This is a genomic window from Rhodococcus sp. NPDC056960 (assembly GCF_042674125.1).
In the GTDB taxonomy this organism is placed as follows: Bacteria; Actinomycetota; Actinomycetes; order Mycobacteriales; family Mycobacteriaceae; genus Rhodococcus_F.
On the sequence record NZ_JBHURF010000038.1, the window covers coordinates 1 to 19,127 of the forward strand.

The 19,127-nt window shown below is 66.7% G+C and carries 15 protein-coding genes and 1 pseudogene; 8 read left to right on the forward strand and 8 right to left on the reverse strand.

Annotated features, from left to right (window positions below; translation table 11 throughout):
* Positions 1 to 342: 342 nt before the first annotated feature.
* The 5 genes and pseudogenes from ACFTWF_RS39605 to ACFTWF_RS39625 form a co-directional block, all read right to left on the reverse strand.
* A pseudogene (locus tag ACFTWF_RS39605) lies at positions 343 to 763 on the reverse strand (PPOX class F420-dependent oxidoreductase).
* A 113-nt stretch (positions 764 to 876) separates the two neighbouring features.
* Positions 877 to 1,269: a tautomerase family protein gene (locus ACFTWF_RS39610; RefSeq protein ID WP_378466541.1), complete on the reverse strand. Its 393-nt coding sequence runs from the start codon at positions 1,267 to 1,269 to the stop codon at positions 877 to 879.
* 118 nt (positions 1,270 to 1,387) lie between these two features.
* The gene (locus ACFTWF_RS39615; RefSeq protein WP_378466542.1) at positions 1,388 to 2,881 is read right to left on the reverse strand and encodes a CoA-acylating methylmalonate-semialdehyde dehydrogenase; all 1,494 of its coding nucleotides are present in this window, start codon (positions 2,879 to 2,881) and stop codon (positions 1,388 to 1,390) included.
* A 37-nt stretch (positions 2,882 to 2,918) separates the two neighbouring features.
* Positions 2,919 to 3,266 (reverse strand): cupin domain-containing protein, encoded by a 348-nt coding sequence (locus ACFTWF_RS39620; protein ID WP_378466543.1) that lies wholly within the window; start codon positions 3,264 to 3,266, stop codon positions 2,919 to 2,921.
* Positions 3,267 to 3,295: 29 nt separating this feature from the next.
* Positions 3,296 to 4,705 carry an NAD(P)/FAD-dependent oxidoreductase gene (locus ACFTWF_RS39625; protein WP_378466544.1) on the reverse strand — a complete coding sequence of 470 codons (1,410 nt, stop codon included), beginning with the start codon at positions 4,703 to 4,705 and terminating at the stop codon, positions 3,296 to 3,298.
* Positions 4,706 to 4,837: 132 nt separating this feature from the next.
* On the opposite strand from ACFTWF_RS39625, the gene ACFTWF_RS39630 reads away from it, so the two are divergent.
* The gene (locus ACFTWF_RS39630; protein WP_378466545.1) at positions 4,838 to 6,310 is read left to right on the forward strand and encodes a PucR family transcriptional regulator; all 1,473 of its coding nucleotides are present in this window, start codon (positions 4,838 to 4,840) and stop codon (positions 6,308 to 6,310) included.
* A 105-nt stretch (positions 6,311 to 6,415) separates the two neighbouring features.
* Here ACFTWF_RS39630 and ACFTWF_RS39635 read toward each other — a convergent pair whose 3' ends face one another.
* Together ACFTWF_RS39635 and ACFTWF_RS39640 are read right to left on the reverse strand one after the other, a co-directional pair.
* The gene (locus ACFTWF_RS39635) at positions 6,416 to 7,852 is read right to left on the reverse strand and encodes an amino acid permease (RefSeq protein WP_378466546.1); all 1,437 of its coding nucleotides are present in this window, start codon (positions 7,850 to 7,852) and stop codon (positions 6,416 to 6,418) included.
* A 277-nt stretch (positions 7,853 to 8,129) separates the two neighbouring features.
* Complete coding sequence (locus ACFTWF_RS39640; RefSeq protein ID WP_378466547.1) at positions 8,130 to 9,026, reverse strand: LysR family transcriptional regulator; 897 nt, start codon at positions 9,024 to 9,026, stop codon at positions 8,130 to 8,132.
* A 238-nt stretch (positions 9,027 to 9,264) separates the two neighbouring features.
* Here ACFTWF_RS39640 and ACFTWF_RS39645 point away from each other — a divergent pair, with 238 nt between their 5' ends.
* The 3 genes from ACFTWF_RS39645 to ACFTWF_RS39655 all read left to right on the forward strand — a co-directional run bounded on the left by ACFTWF_RS39645 (position 9,265) and on the right by ACFTWF_RS39655 (position 12,455).
* Positions 9,265 to 10,704: an amino acid permease gene (locus ACFTWF_RS39645; protein WP_378466548.1), complete on the forward strand. Its 1,440-nt coding sequence runs from the start codon at positions 9,265 to 9,267 to the stop codon at positions 10,702 to 10,704.
* A 94-nt stretch (positions 10,705 to 10,798) separates the two neighbouring features.
* Positions 10,799 to 11,764, forward strand: a complete 966-nt coding sequence (locus tag ACFTWF_RS39650; RefSeq protein WP_378466606.1) for a zinc-binding dehydrogenase — start codon at positions 10,799 to 10,801, stop codon at positions 11,762 to 11,764.
* Between the two features lie 85 nt (positions 11,765 to 11,849).
* Positions 11,850 to 12,455: an NUDIX hydrolase gene (locus ACFTWF_RS39655; protein ID WP_378466549.1), complete on the forward strand. Its 606-nt coding sequence runs from the start codon at positions 11,850 to 11,852 to the stop codon at positions 12,453 to 12,455.
* Positions 12,456 to 12,471: 16 nt separating this feature from the next.
* On the opposite strand, the gene ACFTWF_RS39660 is transcribed toward ACFTWF_RS39655, so the two are convergent.
* Positions 12,472 to 13,134 carry a TetR/AcrR family transcriptional regulator gene (locus ACFTWF_RS39660; protein WP_378466550.1) on the reverse strand — a complete coding sequence of 221 codons (663 nt, stop codon included), beginning with the start codon at positions 13,132 to 13,134 and terminating at the stop codon, positions 12,472 to 12,474.
* 271 nt (positions 13,135 to 13,405) lie between these two features.
* Between ACFTWF_RS39660 and ACFTWF_RS39665 the strand changes: the two genes are divergently transcribed.
* Genes ACFTWF_RS39665 through ACFTWF_RS39680 form a run of 4 tightly spaced genes read left to right on the forward strand, consistent with a single transcriptional unit; the run spans position 13,406 to position 19,120 of the window.
* Entirely contained in the window at positions 13,406 to 15,487 is a 2,082-nt protein-coding gene (locus ACFTWF_RS39665; protein ID WP_378466551.1) for an acetate--CoA ligase family protein, read from the forward strand.
* 44 nt (positions 15,488 to 15,531) lie between these two features.
* Entirely contained in the window at positions 15,532 to 16,353 is an 822-nt protein-coding gene (locus ACFTWF_RS39670; RefSeq protein WP_378466552.1) for an enoyl-CoA hydratase, read from the forward strand.
* A 17-nt stretch (positions 16,354 to 16,370) separates the two neighbouring features.
* Positions 16,371 to 17,531, forward strand: a complete 1,161-nt coding sequence (locus ACFTWF_RS39675; RefSeq protein ID WP_378466553.1) for an iron-containing alcohol dehydrogenase — start codon at positions 16,371 to 16,373, stop codon at positions 17,529 to 17,531.
* A gap of 44 nt (positions 17,532 to 17,575) precedes the next feature.
* Positions 17,576 to 19,120, forward strand: coding sequence for a CoA-acylating methylmalonate-semialdehyde dehydrogenase (locus ACFTWF_RS39680; RefSeq protein ID WP_378466554.1), 1,545 nt, complete (start codon positions 17,576 to 17,578; stop codon positions 19,118 to 19,120).
* Positions 19,121 to 19,127 lie beyond the last annotated feature (7 nt).

Below are 19,127 nucleotides of genomic sequence, written 5' to 3' on the forward strand. Positions count from 1 at the left end.
GTCGGGTCGTGCTCCGCAGTTACCCCCGGGGAAAGATCGCCGACAATCTGGTGGCAGCGGTCGCCGTCCTGCTGCGCGAGGCCACGTCAACCCTGAACTCCAGCAGCCGAATCGATTCATAGGGGTGGTGGCCGCCAGCCGAGCGACCTGGCGGCGGGTCTGAGCCAGTTTCCATCAGATGACGCCTGCCCACGGTCTTCGGACCTAGATGTCCCGGCGCGGGATTCTGTGTTCCCGTTCTTGTTCGGCAGCCCAGGCCTGGATGTTGCCTCGGGCGGCACTTGCGGTGCGCAGGTTGCCGGCCCGTCGTCCCGCTCGACTTCCGCGGGGTCCGCTCGCCGTTCAGCCGATCCTGGCGCCGTACACGTGGTCCACCGTCATCGTCATGAGCAGAGACCATCACGGACCGGTACTCCTCCCAGTCCGGGTGCTCACCGGCGGCGGCACGGTAGTAGCTCACCAGGGCCTCGACCTCGGGGCCTCGGGGATCGGTCCCAGGTCCGGTGAGCAGGGCAGTGCCGTCGGCAGTGGCCCAGGACCGGCCGTCGGGGGCGGTGACCTCCAGGGTGGCGCGCGGGTCCCGGCGCAGGTTCGCCGTCTTGGCCCGTCCCTCGGTCATCGAGACATAGAGGACGTCTGCCTCCCGGTCGTAGAAGGGCGTGACGGGGGAGAGCTGGGGGCGGCCGTCCGACTTGATCGTCGCGAGGACGCCGAGCCGGCTTTCCGTGAGAAGCGTGCGCGGGTCGAACGGTGGAATAGTCATGTCGGGTCCAAGTGGTGGGTAGGTGCCCAGTATTCCCGCGCGATCAACGAACCTAGTGAAGCTCCTGTCGCGACGGGCGGCGGCCTGTCCTCAGCTCCCCGCGGTAACGCCGATCAAAGTCGGCCTTCGAGGAACTGAGCGACGCCGTTGCCGAAGGACCAGTCCTCGCGTGTGTTTTCGACCACGGAAACGATCAAATCGGTTGATGCTAATCCTGTTTCGGTGTGCAGTCGGTCGGCGAGCTCTTTGTAGGCCCGCTGCTTCTGCTCGCTGGTGCGGCCCTGTTGCGCGATCTGGACCACGATGATGTCGTCGGTGCGGTCGAAGCCTAGTCCGGTGTCTTCGGCGATGATCTGGCCGGCCTTGTGCTCGGAGATGAGTTGGTAGCGATCCCGTGGTGGGGCTGCGAAATGGTCGAGCATGACATCCTGAATCACGTCGGCGACGCGTCGCAACTGTTGCGGCGTGCGCCTGTCTTCGATGACGTGGATATGAACGAGTGGCACGGCGTGTCCTTGCGGTGGGGAGGGATAGGGCTGGGATCCCGCGCGGGGCCAGGTCCGAGGTCCGGGCCCCGCGCGGGAGTTCAGGTGTGCTCCGGCGACCGTCGCCGTCGGAATATTTTCAGTTGTTCTGGGGGAAGCCGAGGTTGAGGCCGCCGTGGCTGGGGTCGAGCCAGCGGGTGGTGACGACCTTGCCGCGGGTGAAGAAGTGCACACCCTCGGTGCCGTGGGCGTGGGTGTCGCCGAACAGGGAGTTCTTCCAGCCGCCGAAGGAGTAGTACGCGGTGGGAACGGGGATGGGGACGTTGATGCCGACCATGCCGACCTCGACCTCGTTCTGGAACCGCCGGGCCGCGCCGCCGTCGTTGGTGAAGATGGCGGTGCCGTTGCCGAACGGTCCGGAATTGATGAGATCGAGGGCCTGCTCGTAGCTCTCGACGCGGATCACCGAGAGGACCGGTCCGAAGATTTCGTCGGTGTACACACTCATGTCGGTGGTGACGTGGTCGATCAGGGTCGGGCCGAGCCAGAACCCATCCTTGCCACCATTGGGCTGCACCTGCCGGCCGTCGACGACGATCGTGGCACCGTCCTTCTCGCCGGCGTCGATGTAGGAGGCGACCTTGTCGCGGTGCACCTTCGTCACCAGCGGACCCATGTCCGAGTCCTTGGTGCCGTCACCGATCTTCAACGTGTTGGTGCGGTCCTTGATCTTCGCGACCAACTCGTCGGCGATGTCCCCGACCGCCACCAGAGCACTGATGGCCATGCAGCGCTCGCCCGCGGAGCCGAAGCCGGCGTTGACCATGGCGTCGGCGGCCAGGTCGAGGTCGGCGTCCGGGAGGACGATGGCGTGGTTCTTCGCGCCACCCAACGCCTGGACGCGTTTGCCGTGGGCGGTGCCGGTGGCGTACACGTACTGGGCGATCGGGGTGGATCCGACGAAGCTGATGGCCTTGATGGCGGGGTGGGTGAGCAGTTCGTCGACGGCGGTCTTGTCGCCTTGGAGGACGTTGAACACTCCGGCGGGGAGTCCGGCCTCGGCCCAGAGTTCGGCCATCCAGATGGCGGCGGTGGGATCCTTCTCGGAGGGCTTGAGAACGACGGTGTTGCCGGCGGCGATGGCGACGGGGAAGAACCACATCGGGACCATGGCGGGGAAGTTGAACGGGGAGATGATCCCGACCGGCCCGACCGGCTGACGGATCGAATGCACATCCACGTTCGTGGACGCGTTCTCGGTCATCCCGCCCTTGAGCAGGTGCGCGATCCCGCAGGCGAATTCGACGACCTCCTGGCCGCGGGACACTTCACCGAGGGCGTCGGAGACGACCTTGCCGTGCTCGGAGGTGATGATCTCCGCCAACTCGCCCTTGCGCTCGTTGAGCAGTTCCCGGAACTTGAAGATCACCTGGGTGCGCTTGGCGAGGGAGGTGTCCCGCCAGGCGGGGAACGCCGCGGCCGCGGCGTCGATCACCGCACGGGAATCCTCGACACTGGCGAGGGCGACCTGACCGGTGACCTCACCGGTCGCCGGGTTCGTCACCGGGGCGCTGGCACCGCTGGTGCCGGTAAAAGTTTTGTTGTCGAACCAGTGGGAAATCGTGGTGGCCATGGGTGTCCTTTCGAGATGGGTCGGCGGTGGGGGCCGGTCAGAAGATGGTGTAGGCCTTGCGCACGGTCTCGGTGACGTCCCAGCGTCCGGACCAGCCCGGGGGCAGGACGAGAAAATCGCCGGCGGAGACCTCGGTCTTGGTGCCGGTTTCGTCGTCGGTGAGCGTCGCCGTGCCGGAGATGATGTAGCAGGTTTCGGTGTTGAGCCGATCGATGACGGGCCAGCCGCCGGGTTGGCATTCCCAGATTCCGATCTGGGCGTCGGTGCCGCCGTCGAGGGGCAGGGTGCGCAGCTGGGGGTCGCCGCTGTCGGCACCGGGACGCCGGCCCGCGGGGGTGAGTTCGCCCTGGACGGTGGTGCTGGGAAGGTGGATGAGGGAAGGCATAAGTGCTCCTGAAGTGGAAGTACGAGGTGTCAGTGGGCGCCGGTGAGCTTTTCCAGCAGCGCGGACACCTTGGACGGTTTGTGGGTGATGCGTTCCTCGAGGTCGGCGGTCGCGGCCGCGCGCAGCCCGGCATTGACGCCGAACCATCGGAACGGTTCGACCTCCCACTTCGGCGAGTGATGATTGACCACCGGCAGCGAGTTCAGGTCGTCCCGCTTGTCGAGGATGAGATTGCGGAGAATGCGGCCGGCGAGGTTACTGGTCGCGACACCGTCGCCGACGTACGGTCCGGCCCAGGCCGTCTTGTTGTTCTGGTCGTAGCCGACCGAGGGGAACCAGTCCCGGGGAACGCCGAGGGGACCGCCCCACCGGTGCGTGATCGGTACATCGCGCAATGCGGGGAAGAACTCGTGCATCGTGTCGATGATCTTGTCGTGAATCTTCTCGTCGACGTCGAACGACGAATCGACCTTGGACCGGAAGTGATACGGGGCGCCGCGGCCGCCGAACAACAGGCGGCCGTCGCTGGTCGGGTGCGCGTAGATCCGAAGGTTGCGCATGTCGTTGAATGCGGTGCGTCCGTCCAGGCCGAGGTCCTCGCGAAGGCGCTGGGGCAGAGGCGCGGTGGCGACGACCAGCGAGTACAGCGGTGCGACGTTGCGCCGGTACGCCGGGAACTCGGGGGTGAACGCTTCGGTGGCGCGGATGACGACGGACGCGGTCACCGTTCCGTGTTCGGTCCACACGATGCCCTTGCCGATCTCGTCGACGGCGGTGTCCTCGTAGATGACGGCGCCGTGTTCCTCGACCCAGTCGGCGAGCCCGCGCACCAGCTTGTCCGGGTGCAGCAGCGCGCAGTGCTCGGTGTAGATCCCGCCGAGCACGCCGGCCGCGTTGACCTTCTCGCGCGCCTCACCCGAGTCGAGCAGCTGCCACTGGCCGGGCACGCCGAACTTCTCGGCGCCGGCCACGGTGGCCTTCGCCCGCGCCCACTGGGCGTCGCTCCGGGCGAGGGAGACGAACCCGTCGCGGACGTATTCGCAGTCGATGTTCTCCTGCGCGACGACGTCCCCGATTTCGGTGACCGTGTCGTTCATCGCGGCCTGCAGGTCCAGGGCGGCGCGGTGCGAATACAGCTGCTCGACGCGGGCGAGGGAGACCGGGAAGATCGACGAGGCCCATCCGCCGTTGCGCCCGGAGGCCCCGAATCCGGCAAATTCACGTTCGAGCAGAACAACTTTCAGCGACGGATCGGCCTGAAGGAGGTAGTACGCCGCCCACAGCCCGGTGAATCCGGCGCCGACGATCGCGACGTCGGCGGTGACGTTCCCGGGCAGCGCCGGCCGGCGGGGAGCGACGTCCCGGTCCTCACGCCACAGGGGTGTACCGTCTGCGGAACCTGATACCTCGCGTCCAGCGCGGGCATTACTGACTACCATGTAGAGCCTCCAGCCCTCGTTCGTTTCGTGCGTCGGCATTCAGTCTGGTATCGGGATGTGAGCCCGGACATACTCCGGATTCACAGACCTCGAGCGCGGCGGTTGTACGTTTGTATGAGGAGGTGAGGGCCGGTGATCTCCGTCGATCAACTGGTCGCGATCCCATCGCTGGGATTGCGATATCTCGCCGGCGAACGGGGCGGCGCGAGGCTGGTGACCTGGGCGCATGCGTGCGACCTTCCGGATCCGTGGCAGTGGTTCGAGAGCGGTGACCTGGTGATGACCACCGGCGGCGGGCTGCCCGATACCCCGCCCGAACAGGCTCGGTGGATGTCGCAGCTGATCGACAGCCAGGTCAGCGCCCTGGTGATCGCCCGCGGTCCCGGCACCCCGGAGGTCGCGCCCGCTCTACTCGACGTCGCGCGCGAGAGGGGGTTTCCGGTGCTCTCCGCCAGCTTCGACCTGCAGTTCGTCACGCTCGCACGCACCGTCATCGAGAGTGCCGTCGAATCCGAGCGTCAGCGCCTGACCACGATCACCCGCCTCTACGACGTGTACTGGCAGGCCCTGCACGCCCGGGGCGCATTCGCCGACCGGATCTCCGCGCTCGAGGGCACCACCGGGTGGGCACTCGAGGTTCGTGACCACGGCGCCGGGGGAGAGGTCGTGGTCAGTGGTCGCCTCGCCCTACACCAGCACAGCACCGGTCCAGAGTCGGCGTCCGAGCGCGTCGAGATTCCCATTCCGGGGGCCGGGGATGTCGTGCTGACCGCTCGAGCCGGCCGGAGCCCGGTCAACGACCGCCCTCTCCTTCAACACGTCGGCGGACTTATCGCGCTCGAACTCGAGCACCACGCCGCCGAACGTGACCGGCTCCGCGCTTCCGGTCAGGACCTGCTCGTCGGGTTGCTCGACGAATCGATCACGATCGCCGCGGTGTGGCCTGAACTGCGGCACCGTGGAATCACCAACGCGGTGGCAATCGCATGCTGGAGTCCAGCTGAAGGCGCTGTGCTGCATCATGAGTCGATACATCGGCAGGTGTGTTTGCAGCAGTGTGCTCCGCTGCTGTTGCCATCCGGGTCGACGCTGATGGGTTTGGTGCCTCGGGACCTGGAGCTGCTCGCTACCATCTGCGCAAGACTCGGTGCGGATTGCGCTGTCGGTGTCAGCAAACCATTGACCGCGAACTCCAGCGTCGCCGAAGCGGCGCGCCAAGCTCAGCTGGCGGTGGCCCGCGCCCATGAACAGGGCCAGACGGTCAATGCCTACGGCGAAGACGGGGACGACATCAGCTTCTTGCCCCGCAGCGTGGAGGACACCCGCGCCCTCGTACGTCGAGTCCTCGGCCCCCTCATCGACCACGACAAGCACAACGAGGGAAATCTGCTGGACTCGGTGCGGGTGTTCCTCCGCAACGACGGCGCCTGGCAGAAGAGCGCCGAGGAACTCGGCGTTCACCGGCAGACCCTCGTCTACCGGCTCCGTCGCGTCGAGCAACTCACCGGCCTGAAAGCGACCTCCACCGAGGGTTCGGCGATGCTCTGGCTCACCCTGTCGGGGGCCGAACGCGCCAAGCTCTCTCTCGACGATCTGACCGACTGATCCGACCCGGTCCGGACCTGACAGTGTCGTGTGCGGACGGAAACACACGAGCCCGGGAACACGATGGTGAGGTCTCCACCGATGTGTTCCCGGGCGGGTGAGTCGTTACGAAGTGGGGTGAACGGGAGACGGAGTGGCGGTGTCGGCGGAGCTCGAGGTACCGACATCACCCGATCCGCGAGAGTCACGGCCGCGCGTCTTCACCAGGTAGATGACCGTCAGAGTCGCCCAGACAGCCAAGCCCTGCAGCAATTCGATTCGGTTGGCATCGCGCAGGCCCATGCTCACCAGTACCACGACGATGGCGACGGTGACCAGGATGGGCAGCACCGGGTACAGCCACATCCGGAACTCGAGGCCGCCCGGGTTCTCCTTCTCCCAGCGGCGGCGCAACCGGAGTTCGGAGATGCAGATCATGAAGTACACGAACAGGAACACCGCGCCGGAGGCGTTGATCAGGAACAGGAACACCGTATCCGGGAACACCGCCGCGAGCACCACGCATCCGTAGCCGACGACCGTGCAGGACAGGATGCCCTTGACCGGAACTCCTCGCTTGTTGGTTTGGGTCATCCATGCCGGAGCGTCGCCGCGTCCGCCCATGACGAACAGCAGTCGAGAGGAGGTGTAGAGGCCGGAGTTGAGGACCGAGAGGACCGCGACCAGGATGACGAGGTTGAGCAGGTTGGCGGTGCCCGGAATGCCGATGCGGTCGAGGGCCGCGACGAACGGTGATTCCCCCGGTACCACCGAGTCCCACGGCACGATCACGGCGATCAGGAACGTCGAGATGACGAAGAAGGCGAGGATGCGGAAGACCACCGAATTGACGGCCTTGCGAATCGATTTGGCCGGCTCCGCCGATTCGGCGGCCGCGATCGTGACGACCTCGACGCCGGTCATGGAGAAGATGACCACCACGACGCCGATGAACAGTGTGGCCAACCCGTTCGGGAGGAGCCCGCCGTGATCGGTGAGGTTGGAGAAGTCGACGCTCGCGCCGGGCCAGAGCCCGAATACGAACAGCGCAGCCACCGCGATGAAGGCGACGATCGCGACCACCTTGATGCTGGCGAACCAGTATTCGGCCTCACCGAATGCGCCCACCGAGAGCAGGTTGACGGCGGTCATGATGACCATCAAGGCGAGTGCGATCGCCCATACCGGTATCGACGGAATCCATTTGTTGATCATCTGGCCGCCGACGACGGCTTCGAATCCGACCACGATGACCCAGAAGTACCAGTAGAGCCACCCGGTGGAAAAACCCGCCCACGGACCCCACGCCATCCGGGCGTAGTCGGTGAACGATCCGGAACATGGTTTCGCGGCGGCCATTTCACCGAGCATCCGCATCACCAGTAGCACGATCAGGCCGGTGATGCCGTAGGTGACGAAGGCGAGTGGTCCGGCCTGGTTGATGATCGCGCTCGAGCCGACGAACAGGCCGGCGCCGATGACTCCGCCGAGCGAGAGCATCGTCAGGTGCCGCTGCTCGAGGCCGGGTTTGAGCTGATGGCTTCCTTGCGGAACCGAACCCATGGCATTCCCTTCATCAGGTGCCCGCGTCCGTCGGCTCGCGGCGCGGGGTCGAGCTTGTGATGCCAGTCACCTTGCTCGCCTGGGTCTCGGCTCACCATGCGTCAACACGACAACACGTGGGGTGTTGCTTCATACAAACTGATAACTGCCGGCGCTCGAGGGGGTGCTGACCTGTGTGTTCGAGCAGCGAGACCAGCTCCGCGCCGGCGACGCCATCGCATGCGGGTTCGCCGACCACAACCTCCGGGCCGGAACCGGGATGTGTGTCGACCCGTTCCTATCCCGCGCGGGTGATCAATCCGCTATGTGTGGCGGCGATGGATCGGAGCATCGTGATGGTCGTTCGCACCCTGGCCAGGCGTTGCAGTTCTCGCGGCACGATCAGCCAGTACTTCCGCAGCACGGTGATCTCTTCGGGCAGGATGCGCACCAATCTTGTATCGAGGTCGCCGATGTAGAGGGGGAGTGCGGAGACACCGAGACCTGCTGCGGTGGCGGTCCATTGGCCGGTGATGTTGTTGGTCTGGATCTGGGTGCGGTGCCCGGGGAGTACCTCGTCGAGGATGCGCAGCGCCGGGACGTCGAGTAGCGAGTCGACGTACCCGATCAGCGCGTGCTCGTGCAGATCGAGGACGTGGGAGATGGGTGGATGGGCCGCGAGGTAGCTCGCGCTGGCGTAGAGGCCCAGCCGGTAGTCGGCGAGTTCACTGATGTCCACCGACCGGGGTGACGGCCGCTCGAGGGTGACAGCAACATCGAACTCCCGAGTAGCGAGCACGTCATGCCTGGTGGCGGTCACGATCTCTATGTCGAGATCCGGATTCTGCGTGCGCAACTCTTCCAGGTTGGGAGCCAGGATGAACGCCCCGAATCCGTCCGGGGTGGCGATACGTACCGTTCCCGACAGCCGCCCACCCCCGGAGGCGGCGCCCTCCATCGCCGCGAGCAGGGCGGACTCGATGGTCTCCGCGTGCACCATCAACTCGTGCCCGGCATCGGTGAGTACCCACCCGGTCGGTACCCGGTCGAACAGTCGATTGCCCAGTGCCCGCTCGAGAGCGGTGATGCGCCGCCCGACGGTCGAATGGTTGACGCCGAGCCCTCTACCCGCCGCCACCAGGCGACCGGTGCGGGCTACTTCGAGGAAGTAGCGGAGGTCGTCGGCATCGATCATCGCTCCACGGTAGCGCCGCCTGTGCACAATTGCACAGGCATGTGCTCAATTCACGGTTGTGATCTGCACCGAACGCCTTGAGACTTGGTTCACATCCCCGATGTGGCCGCATCGAATCCAACGTCGATGGCCGCGCAGAAATCCTTTCGACGCACTCGAGGACGCCCGGCAGGGAACGAGCCGCGCACCACGCCAACTCGAGTTCCGCTCAGTATCCCCCGCGATGAGGAGAAAACACGTGCACGACAATGACACTCACGGAGGTTTGCACACTCCGTTGAAGCAGAAGCACCTGACGATGATCGCGCTGGGTGGAACCATGGGGGCGGGACTGTTCATCGGCTCCGGCGCGATCATCAGCGCGGTGGGGCCGGCCTCGATCGTCACCTACGCGCTCACCGGTGTGCTGATCTTGATGGTGATGCGGATGCTCGGTGAGATGGCGGTCGCGAACCCGAGGACCGGGTCGTTCACCGACTACGCCCGCGACGCGATGGGGAACTGGGCGGGCTTCTCGACGGCCTGGCTGTACTGGTACTACCAGATGGTGGTGGTCGGGTTCGAGGCCGTCGTCGGAGCCCAGCTGCTACAACGCTGGATCCACGGAGTGCCGGCCTGGGTCCTGTCGATCATGCTGCTGCTCGCCCTGACCCTGGTGAACCTGGTGTCGGTCGGCAACTTCGGCAAGTTCGAGTACTGGTTCGCCGGCATCAAGATCGCCGCCGTGGTCGCGTTCGTCGTCGTCGGGGTGCTGTTCATCCTCGGTCTGTGGCCGAATGCGAGCATCGACTTCTCCAACCTCACCTCCCACGGCGGGCTCGCCCCCAACGGTGTGTTGCCGATGCTCTCCGGTGTCGTCGTGGTCATCTTCTCCATGGTCGGCGCCGAAGTGGTCACCGTGGCCGCCGCGGAGTCGAAGGAACCCGGGCTCGCAATCAAGCGTGCCGTCAACGCCGTGATCTACCGTGTGCTGTTCTTCTTCGTCACCTCCGCGCTGATCATCGTCACCATCGTCCCGTGGGATTCGATCCCGACCGGTGACTCGCCCTTCCTGCACGTCCTGCAGGTGCTCGACATCCCGGGCGTTGCCGACATTCTCAACGTCGTCATCCTCATCGCGGTCCTGTCCTGCCTGAACATCGGCCTGTACTCGACGTCGCGGATGCTGTTCACCCTCGGCTCCAACGGTGAATGCCCCAAGTGGATGACCGCGGTGAACAAGCGCGGTGTCCCGGTGTGGGGTGTGCTCTCCTGCACCACCATCGGCTACGCGTGCATCGCCGTCGCCTACTTCTTCCCCGACAGCGTCTTCCTGTTCTTGATCAACGCCTCGGGAGCGATGATCCTGTTCGTCTACCTGATGATCTGCATCTCTCAGATCATTCTGCGCAAGAAGAACGAACGCGAGCACGGCGGAAAGCTCGAGTTCAAGATGTGGCTGTTCCCCTACCTGTCGATCGTGGTGACCGCTGTCATCGTGCTGATCCTGGCAAGTATGCTGTGGGACAACACCTCCCGAATCTCGCTGCTGCAAGGGCTGGCGGTGTGGGCGGTCATCCTCATCGCGTTCGGTATCAAGACCGCCCGTGGACGATCACGGTCCACGGTCACGCTCGGATCGAGCACCGACCCGAACGAATCCCCGATCTCGGAAACACGAGATCCCGAAAAGGTCTGATCGTCTCGACGACACCGCCCGTTCCCGCGTCGTGTGCCGGGAACGGGCGGTCGTCGAGGCTCAATCCTTGACTGAAATAACGAAAGGCTCCACCATGCTTGCCGCGTACGCCAACACCATCGATCCCGACGACCCCGTTTCCGGCCTCGTCGTCGGCGACCGCCCCGATCCGCAACCGCGTGAGGGCTGGACGACGGTGACGGTCAGGGCGACGGCGCTGAACCACCACGACCTGTGGACCCTGCGCGGGGTCGGTATCCGACCGGACCAGCTGCCGATGATCCTCGGCGGCGACGCCGCCGGTGTCGACGAGGACGGCAACGAGGTGGTGGTGCACTCGGTGATCACCTCGCCCGGGTGGACCGGTGACGACACCCTCGACCCCAAGCGCTCGCTGCTCTCCGAGGTCTACGACGGCACCTTGGCCGAGAAGCTGCTCGTTCCGCGCCGCAACCTGGTGGCCAAGCCGCCCTCACTGTCCTTCGAGCAGGCCGCGTGCCTGCCGACGGCGTGGCTGACCGCGTATCGGATGTTGTTCGTCAAGGCGAACCTGGCACCGGGATCGACAGTGCTGATCCAGGGCGCCGGGGGTGGGGTCTCGACCGCCTCGATCGCCCTGGGCAAAGCGGCGGGTCTGCGGGTGTGGGTCACCGGCCGCAGTGCGGCCAAGCGAGAGGCCGCTCTCGCCCTGGGGGCGGATCAGGTATTCGAATCCGGGGCTCGGCTACCCGAACGGGTCGACGCGGTCATCGACAACGTCGGTCAGGCCACCTGGGCGCATTCGTTGAAATCGCTCAAACCCGGTGGTGCGATCGTGACCTGCGGGGCCACCTCCGGGCCGAACCCGGCGTCGGATCTGAACCGGGTGTTCTTCCTGCAGCTGCAGGTGCTCGGCTCGACGATGGGTACCCGCGACGAACTGCAGCAGCTGCTGGCCCTGCTCGACACGACCGGACTGCGTCCACAGATCGACTCGGTACTGCCGCTGGCGGACGCCGAGGCGGGACTGAAAAAGCTCGCCAGTGGCGATGTCCAGGGGAAGATCGTGTTGGTGCCCTGACACGAAACAAGGTGCGGTGGAGGCGGTTGCAAGGCCGACTCCACCGCACCGTCCGACTGATGCGAGAGTCCCAGGAGGGGGCAGTATGTCGACGATCAACCGGTTCGAGCTCTCGCGTGCGATCGAACGATTCCGGGCCATCAAACTGCCCCTCGACGGCCGCCGGGCCGCCGCGATCACCATCGCGGTCCTGATCACGGATGGCGGGCCGGCGATCTGGCTTACCGAGCGTACGTCGACCCTGCGTGCCCATCCCCGCCAGTTCGCCTTTCCCGGTGGGCGTATCGATCCGAACGAAACCGCCGCCGAGGCGGCTCTGCGGGAGCTGCACGAAGAGCTCGGCATCCATGCCCATCCCGGGCAGATCATCGGCGAACTCGACGACTTCGCCACGAAATCGGGGTATGTCATCACCCCGTTCGTGGTGTGGATCGGCGACTTCACCGGCACCCTGCGCCCGAATCCCGCCGAGGTCGCCCACGTCCACACCGTCACCATGGACGAGGTCGACGCCGATCCCCGCTTCGTCACCGATCCCCGGGTCGACTCGCCGGTTCTGCAGTGGCCGTTCCGCGGCGTCGACGTTCATGCGCCCACCGCGGCGATCCTCTACCAGTTCCGCGAAGTAGTCCTGCGTCGGCGCCCTACCCGCGTTGCGCACCACGGACAGCCGGTGTTCGCGTGGCAGTGATCGGCGACCGCGCCGATCACTGCGTTGCCGAGCCGGAGTCCGCGTCCGAGTCTGCGCGGGTGGGTTCGAGTGTGGTTCCCAGTAGCAGGCCGGCGATGTGCCGGAGCATCCGAGTGTTGCGCTCGGGAGTGTAGTCGGGGAGGCCGACGGCGACAGCGGACATCAAACCGTCTATGGTGCTGATGATTCCGTCGGCAGCCTCGTCGACGGGCGCGGTGGGATGGAAGGTTCCGTCGCGCCGACCGGCCTCGATCACGTCGGTGAGTTTGGCGCGCCACGCCTCGTAAATCCTTGCCACGTCCGGAATGAATTGTTCGTTGCGGCTGGCCACCGACGTCGTCGCCAACCACACCGTGCACCGCTCGCGATCGGTGATGGCGTGCTCGAGCAGCGAGACCATCTTCGCGGTGGGATCATCGATGTCGTTGGCGAACGTGGCCCATTCCTCGACCCGCCGCATGCTCGCCGCGCTGAGCATCGCCTCGATGATTTCGTCGCGATTGTCGAAGTAGTGCTGAATCTTCCCGATGGAGAATCCGGCCTCCCGGGCGATGTCGCGCAGGCGCACCTTCTCGATCCCGTGCACGCCGATCAGTCGTTCCGCGGCCGCGAGGATGCGCCGCCGGCTCTCGGTGACGAGGGGATCTTCTCCCACCTGTGTTGCACTCGCCCCAGTCATCAGTTCACAACCCTCCACGTCCGAAGTCCCGGCGTCTCCGGCACGCGCAGGCCGTCTCTCGATCGTAGCGACTGTCGCAATACGTGCGACCACGCGTGAAACGAGCAGTTCACGAGCCTGCGCGAGCTCTGAGATGTACTCGGGACGCCCATCTTGACGTCGTAATAATTCCATATTATTGTGAGATTCACATCACTTCGCAGGCCGCGACTTCGACCTCGCGTCCACCGCCACCTCTGAGCCACCCGCTTCCGAAGACGGAGATCTCTCGATGACCTCATTCGCCCCCACGCTGCCGCGCACCCAGCGGGACCTGACCGCCCTGTTCGACCCGACCTCCATCGCGATCGTCGGTGCGAGCAACGACCCCGCCAAGTACGGCAACTGGCTCGCGATGCGCGCGCTGCGGGACGCCGACAAGCGCCCGGCGTATTTGATCAACAAGACCCGGTCGACGATCCTCGACCGGCCGGCGGCCCCGAGCCTGACCGCCCTCGGCGAGACGGTCGATCTTGCGGTGATCGCCGTTCCTGCCGCAGGATTCGACGACGCCGTCGACGATGCCATCACCGCCGGCGTCAAGGCGATCGTCGCGATCACCGCCGGATTGGGCGAATCCGGCGCCGACGGACTGGCCCGGCAGAACGCCCTCGTCGCCCGGCTGTGTGAGGCCGACATCGCGATGCTCGGACCGAACTGCCTCGGTGCGCTCGACAACACCACCGGCCTCGACGCCACGGTCAACGAATTCCGGCCCGGCTCGGTGTCGATCATCTCCCAGAGCGGCAACGTTGCCATCGACCTGGCCGAGCACTTCGCCGAACAAGGTCTCGGGGTTGCCCGGTTCGCGAGTCTGGGCAACTGCGCCGACCTCGACGTCGCCGACCTGATCGACAGTTGCGTCGACCACGAGGGCACCGAGGCGATCGCGGTGTACTGCGAGGGTTTCAAGGACGGCCGCAAGTTCGCCCGTGCCGCCGCCCGGGCCGCGGACGCCGGTAAGCCCGTGGTGCTGCTGTCGGTCGGCCGCGGTGCCGCCTCCACCCGTGGCGCGGCCTCGCACACCGGATCGCTGGTCACTTCGAGTGTCGTCCTCGACGCTGTCTGTGAGGCCACCGGAACCGAACTGGTGTCGAGCCCGTTCGAGATGGCGAACCTGCTCCAAGCCCTGGTCCGTACCAACCCTCCGGCCGGGCCACGGGTCGCGGTCCTCGCCGACGGCGGTGGTCACGCCTCCCTGGCCAGCGACAGCCTCGAGGAGGCCGGTCTGCAGGTCGAGGAGTTCTCGGCCGAACTGTCCGCACGAGTCGCCGGTGAGCTGCCGCCGACCGCGGCGACGTCGAACCCGATCGACCTCGCGGGCGGCGGCGAACAGGACATCTCCTGCTTCGCCCGCGTCGCCCAGCGGCTGATCGATGCCCCTGAGACCGACGCGGTCCTGATGACCGGATTCTTCGGTGGATACGGCGACTACGACCCGGCGATCGTGCCCGGTGAAATCCAGGCCGGTCACGACATCGGCGCCCTCGTCGCCGAGTCCGGCGCCAGCTTCATCGCACAGACCATGTTCGTCGACTCCAAGCCCGCGCAGGCGTTGCGAGAGAGCGGAATCGCGGTGTACCGCAACGTCGAACACGCCACCTGGGCGCTGAGCCGACTTGCCCGTCGAGCCCACGCGGGATCGCATCCGCTTCCCGTGCTGCCCGAACCCGCCACCCCGCTGACCGAGACCGGGTACTGGCCGGCCCGCCGCGCCCTCGCCGCCGCCGGGATCCCGTTCGTCCCCGCCGCCGAGGTGACGACCGTCGACGACCTCGAGGCCGCGGTCGCGAACCTTCAGTTCCCCCTGGTCCTCAAAGCCCTCGGCGACGAGCACAAGTCCGACAACGGCGGCGTCATCTTGAACATCCGTGACCACACCGCCCTGGTCGAGGCCTGGGACGACGTGCACCGCCGACTCGCACCGCCGGTCTGCTCCATCGAGGAGATGGCCGACCTGTCGGGTGCGGTCGAACTGATCATCGGCGTGCGCCGGGACCCGACGTTCGGGCCGATCGTCCTCGTCGGCATCGGCGGCGTCTACACCGAACTGCTCAAAGACACCCGCTGCGCCCTCGGCCCGGTCACTCCCGCCCAGGCCCGCGACCTGCTGCTGTCCCTGCGCGGATCGGCGCTGCTCACCGGCTTCCGCGGCAAGCCCGCCGTCAACGTCGACGCCGCCGCGATCCTCGTCGCCACGCTGTCGACCTACGCCGCGCAACACCCGGAGATCGGCGAAATCGAATGCAACCCCATCGCGGTCACACCCACCACCGCCATCGCCCTCGACGCCCGCATCATCCTCGACCACTGACAAGCCCGGTCCCACCACCGTTTCCCACAAGGAGTGATAGATCGATGACCGATATCGCCGAAATCAGCGCGCCGTCCACAGACAACGCGAGCACCTACAACTTCCTGATCGTCGAACGCCGGGGCCCGGTAGCGCTGATCACGCTCAACCGCCCGAAGGCGCTCAACGCCCTGTGCAACGACCTCACCGAGGAACTGACCGCCGCCCTCGATGCCACCGAGGCCGATGACAGCATCGGCGCGGTCGTGCTCACCGGCAGTGCCAAGGCATTCGCCGCCGGCGCGGACATCAAGGAGATGGCACCGAAGTCGTTCACCGACGTCTATCTCGAGGACTTCATCACCGCCAGCTGGGAACGCGCCTCGACCACCCGCAAGCCGATCATCGCCGCGGTCGCCGGCTACGCCCTCGGCGGCGGCGCGGAACTGGCGATGAGCTGCGACATGATCATCGCCGCGGACACCGCCAAGTTCGGTCAGCCCGAGATCACCATCGGCATCCTGCCTGGCGCCGGCGGCACCCAGCGGCTGACCCGCGCGGTCGGCAAGTCCAAGGCCATGGACATGGTGCTCACCGGACGCACCATCGACGCCGAGGAAGCCGAGAAGATCGGGTTGGTCGCCCGCATCGTCCCGGCCGACGACCTCATCGAGGAAGCGGTCGCGATCGCGCAGAAGATCGCCGGATTCTCCCGCCCGTCGGTGTTGATGGCGAAGGAGGCCGTGAATGCCTCGTTCGAGACGCCGCTGCGGGAGGGGCTGCGGTTCGAGCGGCGGATGTTCCACGCCGCGTTCGCCACCGACGGCCAGACCGAGGGCATGGCGGCGTTCCTCGGCAAGCGCAAGCCGTCGTTCAACCACCGCTGAGACAAGGAGACACGACCATGGCTACACCCATTGCCCTGCCGCGGATCATGCGCATCGGCGGCGGCGCCGTCGCCGAGATCGGTGACGTCGTCGCCGGCCTCGGACTGTCCCGCCCGCTGGTGGTCACCGACGCCTTCCTCGTCTCCACCGGCGCCGCCGAACAGATGATCAAAACCCTCGAGACGGCCGGCCTGACGCCGCGCCTGTTCGACGGCACCGTCCCGGACCCGACCACCGACTCCCTCGACGCGGGCCTGGCCGCGATCACCGAGCACGACGCCGATGCGGTCATCGGATTCGGCGGCGGCAGCCCGATGGACACCGCCAAGGCCCTCGGCATCCTCGGCCGCCAGGGCGGGAAGATGCGCGACTACAAGGCCCCCCGCGACAACACCGGACCGGCCCTGCCGGTGATCGCCGTCCCCACCACCGCCGGCAGCGGTTCGGAGGCCACCCAGTTCACGGTGATCACCGACAGCCTCTCCGACGAGAAGATGCTCTGCCCCGGCCTGGCATTCCTGCCGATCGCCGCGGTGATCGACTACGAACTGACGGTGTCGATGCCGCCCCGGCTGACCGCCGACACCGGGGTCGACGCACTCACCCACGCGATCGAGGCCTACGTCAGTACGAAGGCGAACCCGTTCGCCGACAGCCTCGCCCTGACCGCGATCTCCACCATCGGCCGGACCCTGCGGCGCGCCTATGAGGACGGCGAGGACAGGGATGCCCGGGAGCAGATGATGCTCGCCGCCACCCAGGCCGGTATCGCCTTCTCCAACTCGAGTGTCGGCTTGGTGCACGGGATGAGCCGCCCCATCGGCGCCCACTTCCACGTCGCGCACGGCCTGTCCAACGCCATGCTGTTCCCCGCGGTCACCGCGTTCTCGGTCCGCGCCGCCGAATCCCGGTACGCCGACTGCGCCCGCGCCCTCGGCGTCGCCACGACCGGGGATTCCGACACCACCGCGGCGGACAATCTCGTCGACGCCCTGACCGAACTGTGCCGGGACGTCGCGGTGCCCACCCCGCAGGCGTACGGCATCGACAAGGCCCGCTGGGACGAGCTGATCCCGCTGATGGCCGCACAGGCCCTGGCCTCCGGGTCACCGAACAACAACCCGCTCGTTCCGACCGAGCTGCAGATCCGCGACCTCTACGCCCAGATCTACGGCTAGCCGAACGTCGTTTCGCTGAAAACTACTCCAGGAGAATTGTTTTAATGACTGCCACCCTCCCGTCCTCCACCTCCGGTGCCACCGCATCCGGCGCGCCGGTCGACATCGACCACTACCTCGGCGGCCGCGTCGACGCCCGCAGCGCACAGACCCGCGCGGATGTCTACAACCCCGCCACCGGGCAGGTCACCGGCCGTGTGGCGATGGCCACCACCGCCGACGTCGACGCCGCCGTGACCGCGGCCGCCGCCGCGTTCCCCGCCTGGTCGGCGACCCCCGCCCACATCCGGGCCCGGGTGCTGTTCCGGTTCCGCGACCTCGTCGAACAACACGCGGACCGGCTCGCCGCGATCATCACCGCCGAACACGGCAAGGTCCTCTCCGACGCCAAGGGCGAAGTCACCCGCGGTCTCGAGGTCGTCGAATTCGCCTGCGGCATCCCGCAACAACTCAAGGGCGAATTCTCCGAAAACGTCGGCCGCGCCGTCGACGGGGTCACCTTCCGCCAACCCCTCGGCGTCGTCGCCGGCATCTCCCCGTTCAACTTCCCCGCCATGGTCCCGATGTGGATGTTCCCCGTCGCGCTGGCCTGCGGCAACACGTTCGTGATGAAACCGTCCGAGAAGGACCCCACCCTGTCCGTCGAACTCGCGAAGTTGCTGACCGAGGCCGGTCTGCCGGACGGGGTGTTCAACGTCGTGCACGGCGACAAGATCGCCGTCGACGCCCTGCTCACCCACGATCAGGTCGAGGCGATCAGCTTCGTCGGATCCACCCCGATCGCCGAGTACATCCACACCACCGCCGCCGCCCACGGCAAACGGGTCCAGGCCCTCGGCGGGGCGAAGAACCACATGGTGATCATGCCCGACGCCGACCTCGACCAGGCCGTCTCCGCCCTGATGGGCGCCGCCTACGGCTCCGCCGGGGAACGGTGCATGGCGATCTCGGTCGCCGTCCCGGTCGGCGAGGACACCGCCACCGCGCTGCGCGAACGGCTGATCGCGGCGCTGGCCGACCTGAAGGTCGGGCCCGGCACCGACCCCGACGTGGAGATGGGCCCCCTGGTCACCGGAATGCACCGCGACAAGGTCGCCTCCTACATCGACACCGGAGTCGCGGAGGGCGCGGAACTGGTCGTCGACGGACGGCACACCGCCCCGACGAACCAGGACGGGTTCTTCCTCGGCGGCACCCTGTTCGACCACGTCACCCCCACCATGCGGATCTACCTCGAGGAAATCTTCGGACCCGTCCTGTCGATCGTGCGAGCCGCCTCCTTCGACGAGGCCCTGCAACTGGTCAACGACCACGAATTCGGCAACGGCACCGCCATCTTCACCGCCGACGGCAACACCGCCCGCACCTACCTCGCGCAGGTCAAGGCCGGCATGGTCGGCATCAACGTCCCCATCCCCGTCCCGATGGCGTTCCACTCCTTCGGCGGGTGGAAACGATCCCTGTTCGGTGACCACCACATCCACGGACCCGAAGGCGTCCGCTTCTACACCCGCAACAAGACCGCCACCACCCGCTGGCCCGACAACACCCAGGTCCGCGCCGACTTCTCCATGCCCACCCACGAGTGACGGAGCG